Annotated in this window: 18 protein-coding genes and 1 riboswitch; of the genes, 5 read left to right on the top strand and 13 right to left on the bottom strand. The window is 57.3% G+C overall.

Annotated features, from left to right (window positions below):
* Nucleotides 1–4: 4 nt before the first annotated feature.
* The 11 genes from eno to F3J29_RS04930 form a co-directional block, all read right to left on the bottom strand.
* A complete protein-coding gene (gene eno / locus F3J29_RS04980; RefSeq protein WP_166863501.1) occupies nucleotides 5–1,294 on the bottom strand; it encodes a phosphopyruvate hydratase in 1,290 nt (429 codons plus the stop codon).
* A 10-nt stretch (nucleotides 1,295–1,304) separates the two neighbouring features.
* Nucleotides 1,305–1,736 (bottom strand): universal stress protein, encoded by a 432-nt coding sequence (locus F3J29_RS04975; RefSeq protein WP_166863499.1) that lies wholly within the window; start codon nucleotides 1,734–1,736, stop codon nucleotides 1,305–1,307.
* The gene (locus tag F3J29_RS04970; RefSeq protein WP_166863497.1) at nucleotides 1,733–2,644 is read right to left on the bottom strand and encodes a DHH family phosphoesterase; all 912 of its coding nucleotides are present in this window, start codon (nucleotides 2,642–2,644) and stop codon (nucleotides 1,733–1,735) included. The genes F3J29_RS04975 and F3J29_RS04970 overlap by 4 nt, the downstream gene beginning before the upstream one ends.
* Nucleotides 2,645–2,723: 79 nt before the next feature.
* Nucleotides 2,724–2,793, bottom strand: a riboswitch (Fluoride riboswitch).
* 36 nt (nucleotides 2,794–2,829) lie between these two features.
* Entirely contained in the window at nucleotides 2,830–3,258 is a 429-nt protein-coding gene (arsC, locus tag F3J29_RS04965) for a glutaredoxin-dependent arsenate reductase (RefSeq protein ID WP_166863495.1), read from the bottom strand.
* A gap of 10 nt (nucleotides 3,259–3,268) precedes the next feature.
* Nucleotides 3,269–4,558, bottom strand: a complete 1,290-nt coding sequence (locus tag F3J29_RS04960) for an arsenic transporter (protein ID WP_166863493.1) — start codon at nucleotides 4,556–4,558, stop codon at nucleotides 3,269–3,271.
* A 69-nt stretch (nucleotides 4,559–4,627) separates the two neighbouring features.
* Nucleotides 4,628–4,969: a metalloregulator ArsR/SmtB family transcription factor gene (locus tag F3J29_RS04955; RefSeq protein WP_166863491.1), complete on the bottom strand. Its 342-nt coding sequence runs from the start codon at nucleotides 4,967–4,969 to the stop codon at nucleotides 4,628–4,630.
* Nucleotides 4,970–5,102: 133 nt separating this feature from the next.
* Nucleotides 5,103–5,780, bottom strand: a complete 678-nt coding sequence (narI, locus tag F3J29_RS04950; protein ID WP_166863489.1) for a respiratory nitrate reductase subunit gamma — start codon at nucleotides 5,778–5,780, stop codon at nucleotides 5,103–5,105.
* Nucleotides 5,780–6,484 carry a nitrate reductase molybdenum cofactor assembly chaperone gene (gene narJ, locus F3J29_RS04945; protein WP_166863487.1) on the bottom strand — a complete coding sequence of 235 codons (705 nt, stop codon included), beginning with the start codon at nucleotides 6,482–6,484 and terminating at the stop codon, nucleotides 5,780–5,782. The genes narI and narJ overlap by 1 nt, the downstream gene beginning before the upstream one ends.
* Nucleotides 6,481–8,019, bottom strand: coding sequence for a nitrate reductase subunit beta (gene narH / locus F3J29_RS04940; RefSeq protein WP_166863485.1), 1,539 nt, complete (start codon nucleotides 8,017–8,019; stop codon nucleotides 6,481–6,483). The genes narJ and narH overlap by 4 nt, the downstream gene beginning before the upstream one ends.
* Entirely contained in the window at nucleotides 8,016–11,762 is a 3,747-nt protein-coding gene (locus tag F3J29_RS04935; protein ID WP_166863483.1) for a nitrate reductase subunit alpha, read from the bottom strand. The genes narH and F3J29_RS04935 overlap by 4 nt, the downstream gene beginning before the upstream one ends.
* 346 nt (nucleotides 11,763–12,108) lie before the next feature.
* The gene (locus F3J29_RS04930) at nucleotides 12,109–13,500 is read right to left on the bottom strand and encodes a NarK family nitrate/nitrite MFS transporter (RefSeq protein ID WP_166863481.1); all 1,392 of its coding nucleotides are present in this window, start codon (nucleotides 13,498–13,500) and stop codon (nucleotides 12,109–12,111) included.
* A gap of 308 nt (nucleotides 13,501–13,808) precedes the next feature.
* Between F3J29_RS04930 and narX the strand changes: the two genes are divergently transcribed.
* Nucleotides 13,809–15,602 carry a nitrate/nitrite two-component system sensor histidine kinase NarX gene (gene narX, locus F3J29_RS04925; protein WP_166863479.1) on the top strand — a complete coding sequence of 598 codons (1,794 nt, stop codon included), beginning with the start codon at nucleotides 13,809–13,811 and terminating at the stop codon, nucleotides 15,600–15,602.
* A complete protein-coding gene (narL, locus tag F3J29_RS04920; RefSeq protein ID WP_166863477.1) occupies nucleotides 15,599–16,249 on the top strand; it encodes a two-component system response regulator NarL in 651 nt (216 codons plus the stop codon). Before narX ends, narL begins: the two co-directional genes overlap by 4 nt.
* A gap of 6 nt (nucleotides 16,250–16,255) precedes the next feature.
* Here the strand turns inward: narL and F3J29_RS04915 are convergent, their stop codons facing one another.
* Nucleotides 16,256–17,656: a YchO/YchP family invasin gene (locus tag F3J29_RS04915; RefSeq protein WP_166863475.1), complete on the bottom strand. Its 1,401-nt coding sequence runs from the start codon at nucleotides 17,654–17,656 to the stop codon at nucleotides 16,256–16,258.
* Between the two features lie 161 nt (nucleotides 17,657–17,817).
* Here F3J29_RS04915 and F3J29_RS04910 point away from each other — a divergent pair, with 161 nt between their 5' ends.
* The 3 genes from F3J29_RS04910 (at nucleotide 17,818) to F3J29_RS04900 (ending at nucleotide 20,538) form a co-directional block, all read left to right on the top strand.
* Complete coding sequence (locus F3J29_RS04910) at nucleotides 17,818–18,171, top strand: DsrE/DsrF/TusD sulfur relay family protein (protein WP_166863473.1); 354 nt, start codon at nucleotides 17,818–17,820, stop codon at nucleotides 18,169–18,171.
* 110 nt (nucleotides 18,172–18,281) lie between these two features.
* Nucleotides 18,282–20,069, top strand: coding sequence for a methyl-accepting chemotaxis protein (locus F3J29_RS04905; protein WP_166863471.1), 1,788 nt, complete (start codon nucleotides 18,282–18,284; stop codon nucleotides 20,067–20,069).
* A 223-nt stretch (nucleotides 20,070–20,292) separates the two neighbouring features.
* The gene (locus F3J29_RS04900) at nucleotides 20,293–20,538 is read left to right on the top strand and encodes a DUF1883 domain-containing protein (RefSeq protein ID WP_166863468.1); all 246 of its coding nucleotides are present in this window, start codon (nucleotides 20,293–20,295) and stop codon (nucleotides 20,536–20,538) included.
* A gap of 32 nt (nucleotides 20,539–20,570) precedes the next feature.
* On the opposite strand, the gene F3J29_RS04895 is transcribed toward F3J29_RS04900, so the two are convergent.
* Nucleotides 20,571–21,266: a gamma-glutamylcyclotransferase gene (locus F3J29_RS04895; protein ID WP_166863466.1), complete on the bottom strand. Its 696-nt coding sequence runs from the start codon at nucleotides 21,264–21,266 to the stop codon at nucleotides 20,571–20,573.
* Nucleotides 21,267–21,582: the final 316 nt, after the last annotated feature.

Below are 21,582 nucleotides of genomic sequence, written 5' to 3'. Positions count from 1 at the left end.
GCTTTTAGCTTTTATGAATAAAAGCGCTACGTCCGGCAAAATGCGCATCGGCGCCTAACGCCTGTTCAATTCGCATCAGCTGATTATATTTTTCTACCCTTTCGCCCCGGCAAGGCGCGCCGGTTTTCAGGTGCCCCGCACGCAGGGCAACCGTCATGTCGGCAATAAAGCTGTCCGTCGTTTCACCGCTGCGGTGCGAAATAAACGTTCCCCAGCCGTGCTGCTGGCAAAGTGTCACCGCGTCAAAGGTTTCGCTCAGGGTGCCTATCTGGTTCAGCTTGATCAGCGCCGCGTTAGCCAGGTGCTCTTCTATGCCACGTCGGATGTATTTCACGTTAGTCACGAAAAGATCGTCGCCCACCAGCTCGACCCTGTTGCCCAATTTTTGGTTAAGGTGCTTCCAGCCTGCCCAGTCATTCTCGGCCAGCCCATCTTCAAGCAATACAATCGGAAACTGGCCCAACAGCCCGGCATAATAACCGGTCATCTCTTCGGCGCTAAGCGTGCTCTTTTCCGTTCTTAAGTAGTATTGACCCTCGGTATAGAATTCGCTGGAGGCGGGGTCGATACAGATGCTGATATCTTCCCCGGGCCGGTAGCCGGCTTTCTCAATCGCCTGCACGATAAACTGTAAAGGTTGTTTATTAGAGGACACCGCCGGGGCAAATCCGCCTTCGTCACCCACTGCTGCAGAAAGATTGTTCTCCAGCAGGATCTGGCGAAGCGCCTGATAGACTTCACTCCCCTGGCGCACGGCTTCGCTCAGGCTGGCCGCCCCATGCGGCGCAATCATATATTCCTGAAAATCTGCTCCCTGCCCACGGGCATGCACCCCGCCGTTAACAATATTCATGCAGGGAACCGGTAGCAAATTAGCGCTTAGCCCGCCGAGGTAACGAAACAGCGGCTGACCGGTCACCTGAGCGGCAAGCCGCGCCACGGCCAGAGAAACGCCAAGAATAGCGTTGGCCCCCAGCCGCGCCTTGTTTTCCGTGCCGTCCAGCGCCAGCAGAATGTCATCCACCCTCCGTTGTTCGCGGGCATCAACGCCCACAAGCGCCTGTTGAATCTCGGTGTTGATCGAATGCACGGCATTCTGCACGCCTTTGCCGCTGTAGCGCTGTTGATCGCCATCCCGTCGCTCAATAGCTTCCCTGGAGCCGGTGCTGGCACCGGACGGAACTGAGGCGCGGGCCATAACGCCCTCTGCGGTATAAGCGTCAACTTCAACGGTCGGGTTGCCACGAGAATCCAAAATTTCACGAGCAACAATCTTATCCAGCGTAAAATTCATGGTGATTACCTCATTTTTTGCCATTGATATGTTTAATCAGCACATCAACATTCAGATGATTGATGTATTCCATTGAGTCAGAAGAGAACTGCCCCAGCCAGCGGTTGCGATGCCCGGCCAGGACCAGGTCCACTCCCAGCGATGAGACGCATTTTTCAACGTCTTCAACGCGGTTCAGCGTGACCAGCTCCCGCGTTTTTACCGGCACGTTGACGGAGCGCACCAGCTCGCTAAACATGGCTTTGACCTGAATCAGGTCGGCGGAAACGTGGTCATCCATCAGCGCATCGGAGACGTAATTCATCTCCCGATAGTCTTCGCTGATGTGTACCAGCGTAATTTGGACAGGCAGCACCCCGGCAAGACGAGCGACATGTTGGATCAGCGCCAGTCCGTCGGTCTTGCCCTGAATAAGTACGAGCACGTGAGAATAGAGACTCATAGCGGACTCCAGGCTGAGTTGAGCTGGCTTTGCAGCCAGGGGAGAAGCTGTTTTTTGCGGCTCATCATGCCGGGCATCACGCGGGGTTGTGCCCCGGGCATCAATGAAGAGGTGGAGAAATAGAGTTCAGAAGATCCGGCATTAATGTCGGTCACCATCAACACGATAAGATCGACAGCGGTGCCTGCTGCATGCCGGTTCATTTCTTCCCGCACTGAATCAAGCAGAGGAGCAAGCTGCGTTGGAGAGTAAACTTCGAGCTGCGCGATTTTTAACCGAACACCGTTGATGTCAAAACGCTTGAGATCTTTGTGCAGAAGCTCCCTCGCGCTCAGCCCGGTTACAGAGGTCTTGGCCGCCAGCAGATCGGCAATAAACTCTTCATAATCGATACCGATGCGCCCGGCCAGTTCATCCGCGGCCAGCCTGTCCTCATGTGTGGTCGTGGGCGAACGTAGTGCGACGGTATCACTGAGTAGCGCGCCCAGGAGCAAAATAGCCTCACTGGCAGAGATCCCGGCCTGAAGTCGGGCGTCCATAAGCTGCCAGAGTACCGTGGCCGTGCTGCCCAGGGGTTTGATGCATACTTCAGGTGGCAGCCGGGTTATGAGCCCACCCAAACGGTGATGATCGATAATCCCAACAATATTGCCGCTTATAAGCGAGTCAGGCCCTTGTCCCGGTTCGTTAAAATCCACCAGCCAGAGATCTTTATTGTGCAGAGAAGATGAGAAGAGCCCGGGGAGAGGAAACCCGGCGCGGGAGAAAATCAGTTCAGTTTCGCGGTTAACTTCACCGCAGCGCCACGCCTGTGCCGTGCGGCCCCGCAGCGTTAACCAGCGAGCAACCATCACGGCGCTGCAAACGGCATCGCTGTCGGGATGAAGGTGACCAATAACATGTATCATGGCTCGAGTCCCGTTAAGGGAAGCATGCAGAGCCGGGAGTAAACGTTGACCAGCCTGACATGCCTCTTGGATTAAAAGAGTCATACCAGGCGTCATCAGCCTCCGAACGAGGCGGTTGGGGAAGGTGGAACGCCATCACCTTGCGAAGCATTGTGAACCCTTCCCCTCAGGGTTTCAAGCGGGTTTTACGGTTTCAGGCGCTGGCCCAGCGCATCCACAACCTGCTCGCCGTCCTCTTTGCTGAACGCCCCCTGCTGCGCTTCAGGCAGGATATCCAGCACGCGTTCCGAAGGGCGGCAAAGTCTCGTCCCCCGTTCGGTCACCACAATCGGGCGGTTAATTAACAGCGGGTACTGCACCATCAACGCAATGAGCTGCTCCTCGCTGAACGGCTCTTTCTCAATCCCTAAAGCTTCATAGGGCTCAACGTTTTTGCGCAGCAGTTCACGGGCGCCGATCGCCATGTCGGTCAACAGCCCGGCAAGCTCTTCACGGGACGGTGGCGTCTCGAGGTAATAGATAATCGTGGGCTCCGTGCCGCTGTTGCGGATCATTGCCAGCGTGTTGCGGGACGTGCCGCATTCAGGGTTGTGGTAAATCGTAACGTTGCTCATAGACGGTTACTCAGTGAGAGAAAGAAAGGCGCAGGGCAAGCGCCGCGAGGGTGACGAACAGCACCGGCAGCGTCATCACAATGCCGGTCCGGAAGTAATACCCCCAGCTGATGGTCAACTTTTTCTGGGCAAGCACATGCAGCCAGAGCAATGTGGCAAGGCTTCCGATAGGCGTAATTTTAGGCCCGAGATCGCAGCCGATAACGTTGGCGTAGATCATCGCCTCTTTGACGACGCCGCCGGCGCTGCTGCCCTCAATGGACAAGGCCCCCACCAGCACCGTGGGCATATTGTTCATCACCGACGACAGGAAAGCAGTCATAAATCCCGTCCCAAGCGTCGCCGTCCAAAGCCCGTGCCCTGCCAGCACGTTGAGCAAGCCGGAAAGTTGGTCAGTCAACCCGGCGTTACGCAGGCCATAAACCACCAGATACATCCCGAGAGAGAAAATCACGATCTGCCAGGGCGCGCCGCGCAGTACTTTGCCGGTATCGATCGCCTGCCCTTTTTTCGCCACCGCCAGCAGAATCAACGCCCCTACGGCAGCTATCGCACTGACCGGGATCCCAAGCGGCTCCAGTGCAAAAAAGCCTACCAGCAGCAGGACAAGAACAGCCCAGCCAGCCTTAAACGTGGCCGGATCTTTGATGGCGCTGGCCGGGGTTTTCAACAGTTCAAGATCGTAAACCGGGGGAATATCTTTGCGGAAATACAGATGCAGCATAACAAGCGTGGCGGCGATCGCGGCGAGATCCACCGGCACCATCACCGAGGCATATTCGCTGAACCCAAGCTGGAAGAAGTCAGCGGAAACGATGTTCACCAGATTAGAGACAATCAGCGGCAGACTCGCCGCATCGGCGATAAAGCCCGCGGCCATCACAAAGGCCAGCGTCGCGCCGGGGCTAAAGCCCAGAGCCAACAGCATCGCGATAACAATCGGCGTCAGAATTAGCGCCGCGCCATCATTGGCAAACAGCGCCGCCACGGCGGCCCCAAGCAGCACAACCCAAGTGAACAGCCGCCGCCCGCGCCCCTTTCCCCTGCGGGCAACGTGCAATGCCGCCCACTCAAAAAAGCCAGACTCATCCAGCAGCAGACTAATAATAATCACCGCGATGAAGGTCGCCGTCGCGTTCCAGACAATCGCCCACACCGCAGGAATATCCGCGACCTGAACGACGCCCGTCACCAGTGCCAGCCCCGCCCCCAGCGCTGCACTCCAGCCAATTCCCAGCCCGCGCGGCTGCCAGATAACCAGCCCCAGAGTGAGAAGAAATAGTGCTCCGGCTAAAAACATGTTCACTCCTGCTTCAGGAAAAAAATGATATTCATATATGATAAAACGAATATGTTTGGTTAAATTTTTTTACTGGCAAAGCGCCATCGCCCCGCTCGCCTCGATACGTTTCAAACGCTCCAGCACGGCATGCCCCTGGCTTTGCCAGGCCTGCTCAATCACCACCGCCGCCCACGCGGGCATATGCGGTGAAAGGCGATAATAAACCCATTTCCCCTCTCTTCTGTCCTGCAGCAAACCGCCCTCACGCAGCATAGCCAAATGTCGGGAGACCTTAGGCTGAGGCAGATCCAGCACCGCGGTTAGTTCGCAGACGCAAAGCTCGCTTTTCGCCTTAAGCAGAAGGGTTATCGACAGCCGGGTTTCTTCCGACAGGTGTTTAAAAAGCTGTAAAGGCGTCAGGGCAGTCATATAGCGATCTCTTAAATAGACGCTGCCATAGTAAAGCTCACGGCGTTAAAGTCAATCTTCATATTCGGAAAAACGAATTTGTTTATCGTATAAAAAACCCGGCATATGCCGGGCTTGTGGTCATTCATACCGACTAACGGCGAGCGCGAACAATCTGGTATTTGCGCGTCAGGTATTCCACCGGCGCGCTCCAGATGTGCACGAGGCGCGAGAACGGGAACAACAGGAACAGCGTCATGCCCAGTACCAGATGGACGCGGAAAATAAACGCCACGCCGTCCAGGTATTCCGAGGCGCCGCCGCGGAAAGTCACCACATGCTGCGCCCAGTTCACCAGCTTCATCATTTCGCTGCCGTCCATATGCTGAGCGGAGAACGGGATGGTGCCCAGCCCCAGCGCACACTGGAGCATCAGCAGGCTAAGGATCAGGATATCGGCCCCCGTAGTCGTGGCGCGAACGCGCGGGCTGAACAGGCGACGCTTCAGCAGCAGCAGGCCACCCACCAGCGTCATCACGCCGCTGGCGCCTCCGGCAAACATGGCCATTTTCTGTTTAATTTCCAGCGGTAAAAACGCCTCGTACATCCAGTGCGGCGTCAGCATGCCGAGGAAATGCCCGGCAAAGATCCCAAGAATGCCGAAATGAAACAGGTTTGACGCCAGGTTCATGCCCTTACGATCCAGCATCTGGCTGGACGCCGCACGCCAGGTGTACTGCCCGTAGTCATAGCGAAGCCAGCTGCCAATCAGGAAAACGGCACCACATACGTACGGGTAGATGTCAAAGAAGAAGACGTTGAGAAAATGCATTATTTCCCTCCTGCTATATTCAGGTACTGCGGAGCCACCGCCCCGGCAAAACGACGCTGGTGCGCGGTAATTTCGGTCTCTCCGCAGCTGTCATCGGCCATGAATTTCACCTGCTCCTCTTCCCACACCGCATCCAGCGCCTGGGGCGTGTCGTCGCGCGCTTCGTTAGCAATTTGCCGGCGAACGGTTTCCACGCTGACGTCGCTTTCAGCCAGAGCAATCAGCAGATCAAACAACAGCGCATAGTCGCTCTCACGCTGCTTCAGGCGAGCGCTGAGCAAAGCCAGGATCGGCGCGATGTCCTGCAGCCCGCCCTGTGCTTCCCCAGGCGTGCGCTGGGACAGATATTCCAGGTACAGCGGCAGATGATCCGGCAGCTCGTGGCTGTCAATCTCCAGCCCCGCCTGCTGATACTGGTTCATCAGGTTAACCATCGCCTGGCCGCGGTCGCGCGATTCCCCGTGAACGTGCTCGAACAGCAGCAGCGAAGTGGCCCTGCCCCGGTCAAACAACTCGCTGTAGCTTGATTGCGCGTCCAGCAGCTCCCGGTGACAGAGTGCGTCGATAAATCCATCCAGGCTGGCGCGCTGCACTTCCGTCAAGGCATCGCTCCGGGCCAGCGCCTCATGCAGCTCCTGATGATGCTGCCACAGGGCAGCATCCGGGTACTCCAGCAGGCGGGAGATAATCAGTAGTTCAATCATGGATGCGGCTCCGTTTTGCTCGAGACGTCGATAGCGTCAATCCGGCGGCTGTTGAACAGATTGAATTTGGTGTCGCTGCCGTGACAGCCGTCGCCGAAGCTAAAGCCGCAGCCGCTGTGCTCAGGGAAAGAGTTCTCAGCCAGCTCGCGATGGCTGGTCGGCACCACAAAACGATCTTCGTAGTTAGCGATAGCCAGGTAGCGGTACATCTCCTGCGCCTGAGCTTCGGTTAGCCCCACCTCTTCCAGCGCGCGCGTGTCGATCACGCCTTCAACGGTTTCAGCACGTTTGTAGTGTCGCATCGCCATCATGCGTTTCAGCGCCCGCAGCACCGGCGCGGTGTCCCCGGCAGTCAGCAGGTTGGCCAGGTACTCCACCGGAATACGCAGGCTTTCCACGTCAGGCAGAATGCCGGTGTGCGGCAGCTGGCCTGCATCGCTTGCGGACTGAATCGGCGACAGCGGCGGCACGTACCAGACCATCGGCAGCGTGCGGTATTCCGGATGCAGCGGCAGGGCCAGCTTCCAGTCCATCGCCATTTTGTACACCGGCGACTGCTGAGCCGCCGTAATCACGCCCTGCGGGATCCCGTCTTTCAGCGCCTGCGCAATAACCGCCGGATCGTTCGGATCGAGGAACACATCCAGCTGACGCTGATACAGATCTTTCTCGTTTTCCGTGCTGGCCGCCTGTTCGATCGCATCGGCGTCATACAGCAACACGCCGAGGTAGCGAATACGCCCTACGCAGGTTTCGGAACAAACCGTTGGCATCCCCGCTTCAATGCGCGGGTAACAGAAGATGCACTTCTCGGACTTGCCGCTTTTCCAGTTGAAGTAGATTTTTTTGTATGGGCAGCCGGTGATGCACATCCGCCAGCCGCGACATTTATCCTGGTCAATCAGGACAATGCCGTCTTCCTCACGCTTGTAGATAGCGCCGCTCGGGCAGGTCGCGACGCAGGCCGGGTTCAGGCAGTGTTCGCACAGGCGCGGCAGGTACATCATGAAGGTGTTTTCGAACTGGCCGTACATCGCCTTTTGCATATTGACGAAGTTCTGGTCCTGCGCGCGCTTTTCAAATTCGCCGCCGAGCAGCTCTTCCCAGTTCGGGCCAGCTTCGATTTTATTCATCCGCTGGCCGGTAATCAGCGAGCGAGGCCGGGCAACCGGCTGCGCTTTGCTGCCCTCCGGCGCGGTGTGCAGGTTCTGGTAGTCGTAATCAAACGGCTCGTAATAATCATCGATGCCCGGTAAGTGCGGGTTAGCGAAGATTTTCCCCAGCAGCATCGCGCGGTTGCCCATGCGGGGCTGCAGCTTGCCGTTAATTTTGCGGATCCAGCCGCCCTTCCATTTTTCCTGGTTCTCCCAGTCGTTTGGGTAGCCCAGGCCAGGCTTGGTTTCCACGTTGTTAAACCACGCGTACTCGGTTCCTTCGCGGCTGGTCCAGACGTTTTTGCAGGTCACCGAGCAGGTATGGCAGCCGATGCATTTGTCCAGATTCAGCACCATGCCAATTTGTGAACGAATTTTCATTTTACGCTCTCCTGTACCTGGTCATTGCCTTCGCCGTCTAACCAGTTAATCTCTTTCATCTTGCGAACCACCACGAATTCATCGCGGTTAGAACCGACCGTGCCGTAATAGTTAAAGCTGTAGGCCAGCTGGGCGTAGCCGCCAATCATGTGGGTTGGCTTCAGCGTAATACGGGTCACCGAGTTATGGATGCCGCCGCGCTGGCCGGTGATTTCAGAGCCCGGCAGGTTCATGATGCGTTCCTGCGCGTGGTACATCATCGTCATTCCGGCAGGCACACGCTGGCTCACCACCGCGCGGGCCGTCAGCGCCCCGTTTTTGTTAAACACTTCAACCCAGTCGTTATCCGCGATGCCGATTTCTTTAGCATCGGCTTCGCACAGCCAGATAATTGGCCCCCCGCGCCCCAGCGTCAGCATCAACAGGTTGTCGCTGTAGGTGGAGTGGATGCCCCACTTCTGGTGCGGCGTCAGGAAGTTAAGCGCTTTTTCCGGGTTGCCGTTAGACTTGTGGCCCATCATGCCGTCCACGGAACGGGTATCAATTGGCGGACGGTACACCACCAGGCTTTCGCCAAAGTCGCGCATCCACTGGTGATCCTGATAAAGCTGCTGGCGGCCGGACAGGGTCCGCCACGGGATAAGCTCGTGTACGTTGGTATAGCCCGCGTTGTAGGACACATGTTCATCTTCGAGGCCGGACCAGGTTGGGCTGGAGATGATTTTGCGCGGCTGAACCTGAATGTCGCGGAAGCGAATCTTCTCTTCTTCTTTCGGCAATGCGAGGTGCGTGTGGTCGCGTCCGGTAAATTCACCGAGCGCGGCCCAGGCTTTCACCGCCACCTGGCCGTTGGTTTCCGGCGCAAGGCTGAGCACAACTTCGGCGGCGTCAATGGCCGTGTTGATCATCGGCTGGCCTTTGGCCGGGCCGTCGGTCTTCACATAGTTGAGCTTGCGCAGGAACTCGACTTCTTTCTCGGTATTCCAGCTAATGCCTTTCCCGCCGTTGCCGATTTTTTCCAGCAGCGGCCCCACGGAGGTAAAGCGTTCGTAGGTCGCCGGATAGTCGCGCTCAACCACCATAATATGCGGCGCGGTTTTGCCCGGAATCAGGTCACATTCGCCCTTTTTCCAGTCCATCACGCCATACGGCTGCGCCAGTTCTGCGGCGGAATCGTGCTGAATCGGCAGCGTCACAATATCGGTCTCTTTGCCGAGGTGGCCGACGCAAACTTCCGAGAATTTCTTCGCGATGCCTTTGTAGATCTCCCAGTCGCTTTTCGACTCCCAGCAAGGATCGACGGCAGCGGAGAATGGATGAATAAACGGATGCATATCCGAAGTATTCAGATCTTCTTTCTCGTACCAGGTGGCCGTTGGCAGCACGATATCGGAATACAGGCAGGTGCTCGACAGGCGGAAATCCAGGGTGACAACCAGATCCAGCTTGCCGTCCAGGCCGTTATCAACCCACTCCACCTCTTCCGGCATCAGCCCGCCTTCCTGGCCCAGGTCTTTCCCCTGAATACCGTGCTCGGTGCCCAGCAGGTATTTGAGCATGAACTCATGCCCCTTCCCGGAAGAGCCCAGCAGGTTAGATCGCCAGATAAACATATTGCGCGGGTGGTTATAGCCGGAGTCCGGCTGCTCCGCCGCAAAGCGAATCCCGCCGGATTTAAGCTGTTCAACGGTGTAATCCACCGGCGACATTCCGGCCTCTTTCGCCCGGTCAGCAATACGCAACGGGTTAGTGCCAAGCTGCGGCGCAGACGGCAACCAGCCCATGCGCTCGGCGCGCACGTTGAAATCGATTAAATGGCCGGTATAGCGGGACTTATCCGCCAGCGGTGACAGGAACTCGTCCGCCGTCACCGTCTCGTAGCGCCACTGGCTGGAGTGGTTATAGAAGTAGGAGGTGCTGTTCATGTGGCGCGGCGGGCGCTGCCAGTCGAGGGCAAACGCCAGCGGCATCCAGCCGGTCTGCGGACGCAGTTTTTCCTGACCGACGTAGTGGCCCCATCCGCCGCCGCTCTGCCCGATGCTGCCGCAGAAGATCAGCATATTGATAAGCCCACGGTAGGCCATATCCATATGGAACCAGTGGTTCACGCCCGCGCCAACGATAATCATCGAGCGACCATGGGTTTTGTCTGCGTTATCCGCGAACTCACGGGCAATGCGCACGATATCCTGGCGAGGCACGCCGGTGATCTGCTCGGCCCAGGCTGGCGTGTAGGCCTTCATTTCGTCGTAGCTGCTGGCGCAGTTTTCATCGCTCAGGCCGCGATCCAGGCCGTAGTTGGCCATAGTGAGATCGTAGACCGTTGCCACCAGCACGCTCGAGCCGTCCGCAAGCTGCAGCCGTTTTACCGGCAGCTTATGCAGCAGCACGTCTTTCAGTTTGACGTTTTCGAAATGGGCGGTGCTCTCGCCGCCAAAATACGGGAAGCCCACCTCGGCAACTTCATCATGGCTGCCAAGCAGGCTCAGGCGCAGCGCAGTTTCTTCTCCGGTGCTGCCGTCGCGCTGCTCGAGATTCCACTTGCCCTTCTCGCCCCAGCGGAAACCGATGGACCCGTTCGGGGCGACCAGTTCACCGGACTGTTCAGCCAGCGCGACGGTTTTCCACTGCGGATTATTTTCCTGCCCGAGACTATCAACCAGGTCCGCCGCACGCAGCAGATTCGCTGGCGCATAGAAGCCGTCACGCGCTTCCAGCGTCACCAGCATCGGCATATCGGTGTAGCGGCGAACGTAGTCGGTGAAGTACTGGCTTGGTTTGTCGAGATGGAACTCGCGCAGCATAACGTGGCCCATCGCCATCGCCATCGCAGCATCCGTCCCCTGCTTCGGCGCCAGCCACTGGTCACACAGCTTGGAGATTTCCGCATAGTCCGGCGTTACCGCTACTGTTTTGGTGCCTTTGTAACGAACTTCGGTGAAGAAGTGGGCGTCCGGGGTACGCGTCTGCGGAACGTTAGAGCCCCAGGCGATGATGTAACCGGCGTTGTACCAGTCAGCGGACTCAGGCACGTCAGTCTGCTCGCCCCAGGTTTGCGGAGACGCTGGCGGCAGGTCGCAGTACCAGTCGTAGAAGCTCATGCAGGTGCCGCCGATAAGCGACAGATAGCGGGTGCCTGCGGCGTAAGAAACCATCGACATGGCCGGGATCGGCGAGAAGCCGGTGATGCGGTCCGGGCCGAAAGTTTTCGCGGTGTAAACGTTCGCCGCCGCAATCAGTTCGTTAACCTCTTCCCAGGTCGAGCGAACAAATCCCCCGCGGCCGCGGGCCTGTTTGTAACTTTTGGCTTTGTCGGGATCGTTAATGATCGATGCCCAGGCTTCAACCGGATCGTTATGCTGCGTTTTCGCTTCGCGCCACAGTTTGATCAGGCGTTTACGCATCTGCGGGTACTTCAGACGGTTGGCGCTGTAGAGATACCATGAGTAGCTTGCCCCGCGCGGGCAGCCGCGAGGTTCGTGATTGGGCATATCCGGACGGGTACGCGGGTAGTCCGTTTGCTGGGTTTCCCAGGTCACCAGGCCGCTTTTGACATAAATCTTCCAGCTACAGGAGCCGGTACAGTTCACGCCGTGCGTGGAGCGTACCACTTTGTCATGCTGCCAGCGCTGGCGATACCCTTCTTCCCAGTCGCGATTGGTATCGAGTAGCTGGCCGTGTCCATTGGCAAAGGTTTCGCCCTTTTGCCTGAAATAACGAAACCGGTCGAGGAACTTGCTCATCGGGATACTCCTGATGTGGAGCCTGGTGGCTCTTCTGGTGAAATCGACATTGCTTGATGCCCGAGACGGTAACGCCTCGAAAGCTGGGGATTTTTGATAACGATCAACTGCTCCCGGTGTGGTTTTTGGCTGCCCGTTGGCCTCTACCACCAAAGTGTAACGCCAGCAAGATAATTAACTTGCTGAATATAAAAACAAAAAACCAAAAACCTATCGGAGAAGGAGTAGCGATTAGTCGGGTTTGGGTATTAAGGGGTAGGCGGCGAATTAACCATCGCTGCAAACGTAACGGGCAAAAAAAAGCGCGGGCGAAGCCGCGCAAAGGGATACCAAAAAGGTCAAAGCATTAGCGTGAGGATTTCCGGCCATAAACGGCCCAGGTAATAACCACACACACAATGTAAAAGACGAGGAACAGCTTCATCGCCCCGGCAGGCGAGCCGGTGAGCGCCAGGGAAGTGCCGAAAGCTTTAGGGATAAAGAACCCGCCGATGGCCCCAATAGCCGAAATAAAGCCCAGCGCTGCGGCGGTATCCGTGGCGGCTTCCCGAAGGGCGACTTCCTCGCTGCCACCGGCGGCTTTTACTCTGTCCATTGTCAGCTTGCGGAAAATCACGGAGATCATCTGGAAAGTGGAGCCACTGCCCAGCCCGGCCGTCAGGAACAGCATCAGGAACACGCCGAAGAAGGCGATAAAACTCCCGCCCTGTCCGTTCGTTGGTAATGTGGTGAAAAGCAGCGCGCTGAATATTGCCATCAGGATAAAGTTGTACAGCGAAACGCGCGTCCCGCCCCAGCGGTCGGAAATCGCCCCACCGGCCGAACGCGCCAGGGCGCCAAACAGCGGGCCAAAGAAGGCAAAATGCAGAATATTGACCTCCGGGAACTGGGTTTTAGACAGCATCGCAAACCCGGCAGAAAAACCGATAAACGAGCCAAATGTCGCCAGGTAGAGCAGCCCCAGAATCCAGAGATGGCCGCGTTTGAGCACCGGCAGCTGCTCACGCAGGGAGGCTTTCGACGCCGAAAGATCGTTCATTCCGAACCAGGCTGCCAGGGTGAAAACGGCCAGAAACGGCACCCAGATCCACGCGGCATTTTCCAGAAACAGCATTGTGCCGTCGCCCTGTGCCACGCCTTTACCGCCAAAAACGGCAAACATCGACAGGGAGATGACGAGTGGGGCGACAAGCTGCATCACGCTCACACCCATATTTCCCAGCCCGCCGTTAATCCCCAGCGCACCGCCCTGCTTTGCCTTCGGGAAGAAGAAGCTGATGTTTGCCATGCTGGAGGCAAAGTTCGCCCCGGCAAAACCGCACAGTAGCGAGATACAGATGAAGGTGTTAAACGAGGTGCTGGTGTCCTGCACGGCAAAGCCCAACCAGACACAGGGCACGATCAAGATCCCCGTACTGAATGCCGTCCATCGACGCCCGCCAAAAACAGGCACCATAAACGAATACGGCACGCGCAGCAGCGCGCCGGAAACAGAAGGTAACGCCGTGAGCATAAACAGCTGATCGGTGGTGAACGTAAAGCCGACCTTATTCAAATTCACCGCCACCGCGCTGAACAGCATCCAGACGCAGAACGCCAGCAGCAGGCTTGGGACGGAGATCCACAGGTTGCGGCTGGCGATCCGGTGACCCTTTTGCTGCCAGAACTGCGGGTCTTCCGGCCGCCAGTCGGTAATCAGTGCGCCCGACGACTTCTCGGTAACGGGAGACTGTGACATAAACACCTCATTTCGTGTGAGTAAATGCCGCAACCTTAGGGTTCCTGCGTCGAGATTAGTTGATGTAAATCAAGGGATAATCTATCTCTCCGGCGGGAAAAAATGCCCCCTCATTCTTTGTGAGTAATCTTCCTGTAAAAAAATAACGTGATTTTTCACACCCCTGCGGGACTTGCTGCCGACCGATCCCAACGTTCTGCCACCTTTGACAATTTAGGGGTAATCCTTAGGGGGTATGGGTATACTCCAGGTGTTGGCCGAAAATAGCGCCACTCGTCATCTTCCCCGTTTCAGGAGCCCGTACGCCAATGCTAAAACGCCTGCTTTCTCCGCTTTCGCTGGTCAATCAGCTCGCGCTGGTTGTCATGCTGCTGGCGATTTTAAGCGTGGCGGGAATGGCGATGGCCGGCTGGCTGGCCCAGGGGATTTCGGGCAATGCCCACGCGATCAACAAAACGGGCTCCATGCGCATGCAGAGCTACCGTCTGCTGGCGGCCATACCGCTGACGGAGCAGGACAAGGTATTGCTGCGAGAAATGGAGCAGACCACCTGGAGCGACGATCTCCGCCTTGCCGCCGAGCGCGACGGGCAGCAGGCCAGGCTTCGGCAGCTACAGGATTACTGGCGCATCACGCTTGAACCTGCGCTCATTGCTGCCCAAACGCCTCAGCAGGTAAAACCCGCCGTCGCCCATTTTGTCGCCAGCATTGATGAACTGGTCAGCTCCTTCGACCGCACCACCGAGATGCGTCTGCATCACGTCATTTTGCTGCAGCAGGGTATGGCGGTGTTACTCGGACTATTGATCGTCTTTACCCTGATTTGGTTACGCAAAAGATTACTCCGTCCGTGGCGTCAGCTGCTGGCGATGGCCACGGCCATTGGCCAGCGGGACTTCACCCAGCGCGTGAATGTCCGGGGGCGCGACGAAATGGCCACGCTTGGCAGCGCGCTCAACAGCATGTCCTGCGAGCTGGCGCAAAGCTACGCCGTGCTCGAGCGGCGCGTCAGGGAGAAAACCGCCGGGCTGGAGCTAAAAAACCAGATGCTCACCTTCCTCTATGAGGCGAACCGCCGGCTGCATGCGCAGGCGCCGCTGTGCCAGCGTATTTCCCCCGTACTGAGCGAACTCCAGGTTTTAACCCCGCTGCTGGGCATCGTGCTGCGGGTGTACGAGTACGAAGATGAAGAGAATTATCAGGAATACACGTTCCAGCCGGACGCGCACTGCGATGCCCGGGGCTGCCAGCTGTGTCCGGATGCCGGCGCAGCGCTGCCGCAGGACACCACCACGCTGAAATGGCGTCTCACCGATAATCATCTTCACTACGGCCTGGTGCTGGCCCAGCTTCCGTTGGGCAGAACGCTGACAGAAGACCAGCAGCAGCTTATCGCCACGCTGATGGAGCAGCTCACCGCCACGCTCGCCATGGAGCGCCAGTATGAGCACCAGCAGCAGTTAGTGGTGATGGAGGAGCGATCGGCCATTGCCAGGGAATTGCATGACTCCATTGCCCAGTCGCTTTCCTGTATGAAGATGCAGGTCAGCTGCCTGCAAATGCAGGGCAAAGCGCTGCCGGAGGAGAGCCGGACGCTACTGGAGCAAATTCGCGGCGAGTTAAATACCTCATGGCGGCAGCTGCGTGAGCTGCTCACCACCTTCCGCCTTAAGCTCACGGAGCCTGGCTTACGCCCGGCGCTCGAGGCCAGTTGCCAGGAGTTCAGCGACAAACTGGGCTTCCCGGTGACGCTGGACTACCAGCTCCCGCCGCGCCTGGTCCCCTCCCACCAGGCTATCCATCTCGTGCAGATTGCGCGAGAGGCGCTGAACAACAGCTTGAAACATGCGTCAGCGAGCGCCTGCGGTATTAGCGTCACTCGCCACGGAAATCAGGTTCGCCTTGCGGTGTGGGACAACGGGCGCGGTATTTCCGGCAGCGGCGAGCGCAGCAATCATTACGGCCTTATTATCATGCGCGACCGCGCTCAAACCTTGCAGGGTGACTGCCAGGTTCGCCCCCGCCCCTGCGGCGGCACCGAAGTGGTCGTTAATTTTATCCCCGAAGCACCGCTTTCTTCCGTAACAAGGAGCGAAGAATGAGTCATCAGGAAGCAGCAACCATTTTGCTGATAGACGATCATCCCATGATGCGTACCGGCGTTAAGCAGCTGATCAGCATGGCGCCAGAGCTGGCCGTCGTCGGCGAGGCCGGCAGCGGCGAACAGGGCGTGCAGCTTGCCGAAGCGCTCGATCCAGACCTGATTCTGCTCGACCTCAACATGCCCGGCATGAACGGGCTGGAAACGCTCGACTGCCTGCGCGAAAAAGCGCTGTCAGGCCGCATTGTGGTGTTTACCGTTTCGAATCATGAGGAAGACGTGGTCACCGCCCTTAAGCGCGGCGCGGATGGCTATTTACTGAAAGACATGGAGCCGGAAGACTTGCTCAAAGCCCTGCAGCAGGCCGCGGCGGGGGAAATGGTTCTCAGCGAAGCGCTGACGCCAGTATTAGCCGCAAGCCTGCGCGCCAACCGCGCCACTTCCGACCGCGACATTAATCAGCTTACGCCCCGGGAACGCGATATCCTGAAGCTGATCGCTCAGGGCCTGCCTAACAAGATGATCGCCCGTCGCCTGGATATCACCGAAAGCACGGTGAAGGTGCACGTCAAACACCTGCTGAAAAAAATGAAGCTCAAGTCCCGGGTGGAAGCGGCCGTTTGGGTTCACCAGGATCGTATTTTTTAGCGCCGGTTACTCCCCCGGCAGCAAGTCATAGCGTGGATCGCTTTCGGGGGCAATCAGCAACGGCGCCGCGGGTTTGAGCACAATCTCATTCGACGTGACGCGCTGCCCCTTTTCATCTTCCACGGTGACCGACAGGCGATATTCATTTGCGGCACCTGCCTGCCACGCAGGCAAAATAAGACTCCAGCCGTCGACGCTGAGCGGCTGTGTCGGCGGTGTCAGGCTGAGCGCCTGAGAATCCCCTTGCCATACCAGCCGCCGGATGCCGTGCGTCGCTTTAACCTGCAGCTTAAGCAAAACCGTTTCTCCCGGCTGCAGCTGCCACGGCGGCGTCGCCAGGAATACCGACAGCGTTTTACGCTGGCGGAACTGTATTACCGGGACGGACTCGCGCTCAACGCTATCGTAGCGGCTGCCGCGCAGAGAGCTGGTCGCGGCTACTTCGTCCGCCGAGAGCTGCTTCTGCAGCGGCACGCCGAAACGATAATTCAGCTTGAGTCCCAGGTTTTCCTGCGCGACGCCGCTTTCACCCTGCTTATGCTGGGCCGTGAACGTAATCAGCGGCACGGGCGTGTAGTTGATGCCCATCGTCACCGCGACAGGATTTCGGTACCCGCTATCGCTGTCGAAGAGCGTGACGTTGTCACCAAAGTATTGCTCGAAGCTAAGACTGGTAAAAATATGCCGATAAAACGGCAGCCAGGCCTGCGCCGTGACGTCATAGCCCCGGGCCAGGCGCTGCTCAAGCGTTTCGGTTTGCCCGCGCCAGCCGTTCAGCGGCTGGTAATAATTGGCCGAAAGCCGCAGGTATTCGCCCCAGGCTTCGGCGCCAAATCCCGCCCGCTGGCGCTGCGTTGTCAGCTGGTTATCGTAGAAGGAGTTGTAGCCCAGCAGCCAGCTTCCGGCCACCCAGCGCTGCCCCAGCCCGAGGTTACCGGTGGTGCCATTTTTTTGCTGGCTGAAGCCGAGCTGGCTCCAGGTCAGATAGCGGCTATTGTCCTGCCAGGGCGTGAAAAGCGCGCCATTGCTGCCCTTCCAGCTCCCGTGCTCATCCACCCGTAAGTTGACGCTGGCTTTGCCCCAGGGGGAAAGCAAAGCCTGGGTCTCATCGGTCACTTTGTCGGCCAGTAAATCTCTCAGGCTGGTAAAAGCGAACAGTCGCGCCTGCTCGCCGGTGTCCAGCCCGTTATCCACCATGCTGTCTTCGCCAAACTTCTTCGCCATTGCGGCAATCCGGCGCGCAGCGGCATCGGTTTCAGGTGAAAGCCCCATGTTCGGCAAGTCATCAGCGGGAGAAGAGAAAGAATTTTGGGCCGCGGGAACAACGTTGTTTGAGGTACTCATTGCCCCTCCCGGACGAGGGAGCAAACAACACAAGGTTAAAAGCGGAATGGCAAATCTAGGCATCGATTAATGATAACACACTGGTTTTGCTCTTAACCTGCTCGGGTCGCATACGTGTACGACTCCAGGATTAATCCTGCTTTTACGGGCATAAATCATACCCGGAGATAACTCAGGACGATACACTGCTTCTTACGCTCAGCGTTATCATCAAGGAGAAACCCATGCAGAAGATAGTCATTATTGCCAACGGGGCGGCTTACGGCAGCGAATCGCTTTTTAACAGTTTACGGCTGGCCATCGCCCTGCGCGACCAGGAGCCACAGCCAGAGGTAAGACTGTTCCTGATGTCCGATGCGGTTACCGCTGGCCTGCGCGGTCAAAAGCCAGCGGAGGGATACAACATTCAGCAGATGCTCGAGATTCTCACCGCGCAGGGCGTGCCGGTGAAGCTCTGTAAAACCTGTACCGACGGGCGCGGGATCACCAGCCTGCCGCTCATTGAAGGCGTCGCCATCGGGACGCTCGTTGAGCTTGCCGAATGGACTTTAGCGTCGGACAAAATCCTCACCTTCTAATTATTTCGGCGCGGGAATATTATTTGCTTATACCCTCTCCCGCGCCATCAAGTTACCTGCAGCTGTTGCCGATATTTTGCTTAGGACAACACAGCAGCAGGATAATAATTATGGTTAGATCTCTTCGTACACGTCTTCTTTTAGTCACGGCAATTTGCCTGGTCTCAGCTTTATGTCTCAACACCTTCATTAACTACGCCGTCACCAGCCACGATAACCAACGTGCCATCACCGACACGCTTACCAGCACCAGCCTGAGCCATTCCGTCGCTATCGGCGACTGGGTCAGCGGTAAAATGGCAATCGTCAGCTCTCTGGAAAGCGCCGCGCTAAGCGAAGATCCCATCCCGATCTTTACTCAACTGGCCAAAGCCGGCGGTTTTACCAATATCTACGTAGGCTATGCGAATAAAACCGCAAAATTCTCTGACCCGACGGGAGTCCCGGCCGACTTCGACCCAACCGGACGCCCGTGGTATCAGCAGGTGGTGAAAGACGACGCCCCCGTCGTCACCGTCCCTTATGTGGATGCCGGTACCGGGAAACTGGTCGTGACTTTTGCCGTGCCCATTAAACAGAATGGCAGTCTTAAAGCCGTCGTCGCCGGAGATGTGGCGATGGACAGTGTGGTGGCTAACGTGCGCAGCATTCATCCTACGCCCGCCAGCAGCGGGCTGTTGATCAATAGTGATGGAACGTTGATTGCTGGTCAGGACCCCGCGCTCACGCTGAAGGCCTTTTCTGATGCCGTTCAACAGGCCGACTTAGCCCGGTTGCTCGGCGATACGCATCGTTCCGACGGTATCATCGGCGGAGAAAATAAGCAGCTGATGGCTACGCCGATTGCCGGTACGCACTGGTATCTGGTCGTGGCCCTCGACGAGCATGATGCCACTTCCGGGATGCGTGCATTACTGAAGGCATCCGCCATCGCCCTGCTGGTGTTGGTGCTAATTTCTGGCGCGATTGTGCATCTGCTGATTAGTAAGGTGATGAGCCGCCTCGGGACGATTCGCGACGGGATGCGCGCCATCAGCAACGGCACAAACGATCTGTCGCAGCGATTACCGGAAACGGGTCACGATGAAGTGACGGAGATAGCTCACGCCTTTAACGCCTTCAGCGACAAGCTGGGCGTGGTGATGACCCAGCTCAGGGATTCCAGTGCCTCGGTAAAAGTTGCCGCCAACGAGATTGCCGCAGGGAATCAGGAACTTTCTGCCCGCACGGAGAAGGCGGCATCCAGCCTGCGAGAAACAGCCAGCGCCGTAGAGCAGATCACCGCCTCCGTCGCCAACTCAACGGCCTCAGCCACCCAGGCCAACGCTCAGGCCCACAGCGCCGGTGAGGCCGCCGAACGCGGGGGCGAAGTGGTATCGAAGGTCATTACCACCATGCAGGCCATTGAGCTGGCCTCCGGCAAGATTGGCGATATTACTGGCGTCATTGACAGCATCGCTTTCCAGACCAACATCCTGGCGCTAAATGCCGCCGTTGAGGCCGCCCGGGCCGGTGAACAAGGCCGGGGATTTGCCGTAGTCGCTGGCGAAGTGCGCAACCTCGCCAGCCGCAGCGCACAGGCGGCGAAGGAGATCAAGAGCCTGATCGACTCCACCACCGCAAGCGTTGCCGATGGGTCGCTTTACGTACGTCAGGCCGGTGAGGCGATGGACGACATTGAACGAAGCGTCGGCAGCGTTTTGGTCATCATGCGCGAGATAACCCTTTCGACCGACGAACAGATGAAAGGCATTCAGGAGATTAACCACGCGGTCACCCATCTGGACAATATGGTGCAGCAAAACGCTGAGCTGGTGGTGGAATCCGCGGCGGCGGCGGGTGCCTTGCAAAGTCAGGCGGGAGAGTTAGCGGAAACCGCGGGACATTTCCGTATTTAATGATGCGCCGGCGGGCGTTTGCCAACGAAACGCCCGTCAGCTGAAAGGTTTCAGGAACATTGTGATTATTGTTTAATCGTTGCGGCATTTTTTGATCAGCATCAGCATTTACAACGCCAGGCTCTGGTGTGATGCCATGAGTGATTTGTGAACAACATCACGTACCAGGAGAACACCTTTGGGGGACCAACGGGCCATGTTTGATGCGGAAGTGGAGTGAAAAATGCCTGTAGTAAAAGCCAGTCTAACACTTTTTGGTGGCGATACCGTAGTGGTTCGCTGTTCGAATAACTGTCATATCCATTTGATGTGCGACTCAGACAAGCGAGGTAGCCCGGAGGCCGACGTGCTAAGCGTGCAAAATCGCCAGTCGGCCTATATTGCCGTGCCCTACAGCGGAACCTGGAAGGTGCTGATTGACAGCCACTCGCAGTCGCTGGAGCACTCCATCAGTTTTGTTCCAGCATAAAAAATTGAGGCCACCCTAAGGTGGCCTTCGTTTTATGCGAAACCAGGCTGCAGTCCGCTTTCATCCTCACGCCCGTTCAGCCAGGCTCGCACCTGGTTTGCCAGTTCAGACATACGGTCATCCTTCATCCCGTGCTTTTTCATTTCCTGCTCGAGAGAGAAAAGATACTGCGCATTGGTGCCCAGCGGACCACTGGCAGAAGCGATCAGCGGCGCGATAGTTTCAGCCCGGGTATCCGCCTCATAAAGCGGGTGACGCGGGTCCATGATGAACACCAGCGCGTTGACAGTCCGTCCATCATCCAGCTCGAGTTTGCACCAGGTTGGCAAATAACAGCCGGTGATCATCTCCCGCTTCCAGACCAGCGTTAGCTCGTCCTCCAGGCCTGCCTCCGGCAGCCGGTAAGCCAGCCCGGTTGTTCTGCCGCCCTCTTTGAGCGCGAGCATACGTCCGGGGCGGCAGGCGGTTCCGCGCCCCGCCGTCAACCGCAGGCAAAATGCACGATGCCAGCCCACCAGCATGCCTGGGGCTGACTCTTCAAATTCAAAAGCCGGGTTCCACATCAGTGAACCGTAACCAAAGAGCCATACAGGACTTTGGTCTGGGCGACAAGCGAGCGTGGCGGCCAGAGATGCCGAACGCTGCTCAGGGGACCACAGTAACGATTCCTCAATGGCACCAAAAGCCGTCTTACAATCCGCTTTCATTAAGAAATCACGCGTTAACACGATATACCTCCGCCACTGCTTGCTTCCGTGCGACTGCACACGCTGCGCCTTCCCGGCATTTATTGACAACTTTTGCCTACTAATAGAGCAATATATCAAGACCATAAGCAATTCACCGCGCGCTGGCAAGCATGATAGCGATCACAAAACAGATAAATTGTCATTTTTTCTTGCCAGACTGATGTGTGTTACCCTGTCGTCACTAAATTAGTCACACATAATGGAGGGTTAATTTTCATAACACTTCTTTTTGTAAACAATGTACTCGCCCGTTACTCTATCTCTAACATACTGATTTCGCGCTCAGGTTGTGATT

It is taken from the genome of Enterobacter sp. Cy-643 (assembly GCF_011752815.1).
Classification (GTDB): Bacteria; Pseudomonadota; Gammaproteobacteria; order Enterobacterales; family Enterobacteriaceae; genus Cedecea.
This window is presented reverse-complemented; position numbering and strand designations above follow the sequence as displayed.

Coding starts and splice junctions, on each gene's coding strand:
- F3J29_RS04975 (WP_166863499.1), bottom strand. CDS start 1,736: ATGAGTCTCTATTCTCACGTGCTCGTACTTATTCAGGGCAAGACCGAC.
- narJ (WP_166863487.1), bottom strand. CDS start 6,484: ATGATTGAACTACTGATTATCTCCCGCCTGCTGGAGTACCCGGATGCT.
- eno (WP_166863501.1), bottom strand. CDS start 1,294: ATGAATTTTACGCTGGATAAGATTGTTGCTCGTGAAATTTTGGATTCT.
- F3J29_RS04910 (WP_166863473.1), top strand. CDS start 17,818: ATGCAGAAGATAGTCATTATTGCCAACGGGGCGGCTTACGGCAGCGAA.
- F3J29_RS04960 (WP_166863493.1), bottom strand. CDS start 4,558: ATGTTTTTAGCCGGAGCACTATTTCTTCTCACTCTGGGGCTGGTTATC.
- F3J29_RS04900 (WP_166863468.1), top strand. CDS start 20,293: ATGCCTGTAGTAAAAGCCAGTCTAACACTTTTTGGTGGCGATACCGTA.
- narH (WP_166863485.1), bottom strand. CDS start 8,019: ATGAAAATTCGTTCACAAATTGGCATGGTGCTGAATCTGGACAAATGC.
- F3J29_RS04905 (WP_166863471.1), top strand. CDS start 18,282: ATGGTTAGATCTCTTCGTACACGTCTTCTTTTAGTCACGGCAATTTGC.
- F3J29_RS04915 (WP_166863475.1), bottom strand. CDS start 17,656: ATGCCTAGATTTGCCATTCCGCTTTTAACCTTGTGTTGTTTGCTCCCT.
- F3J29_RS04930 (WP_166863481.1), bottom strand. CDS start 13,500: ATGTCACAGTCTCCCGTTACCGAGAAGTCGTCGGGCGCACTGATTACC.
- narX (WP_166863479.1), top strand. CDS start 13,809: ATGCTAAAACGCCTGCTTTCTCCGCTTTCGCTGGTCAATCAGCTCGCG.
- arsC (WP_166863495.1), bottom strand. CDS start 3,258: ATGAGCAACGTTACGATTTACCACAACCCTGAATGCGGCACGTCCCGC.
- narI (WP_166863489.1), bottom strand. CDS start 5,780: ATGCATTTTCTCAACGTCTTCTTCTTTGACATCTACCCGTACGTATGT.
- narL (WP_166863477.1), top strand. CDS start 15,599: ATGAGTCATCAGGAAGCAGCAACCATTTTGCTGATAGACGATCATCCC.
- F3J29_RS04935 (WP_166863483.1), bottom strand. CDS start 11,762: ATGAGCAAGTTCCTCGACCGGTTTCGTTATTTCAGGCAAAAGGGCGAA.
- F3J29_RS04970 (WP_166863497.1), bottom strand. CDS start 2,644: ATGATACATGTTATTGGTCACCTTCATCCCGACAGCGATGCCGTTTGC.
- F3J29_RS04955 (WP_166863491.1), bottom strand. CDS start 4,969: ATGACTGCCCTGACGCCTTTACAGCTTTTTAAACACCTGTCGGAAGAA.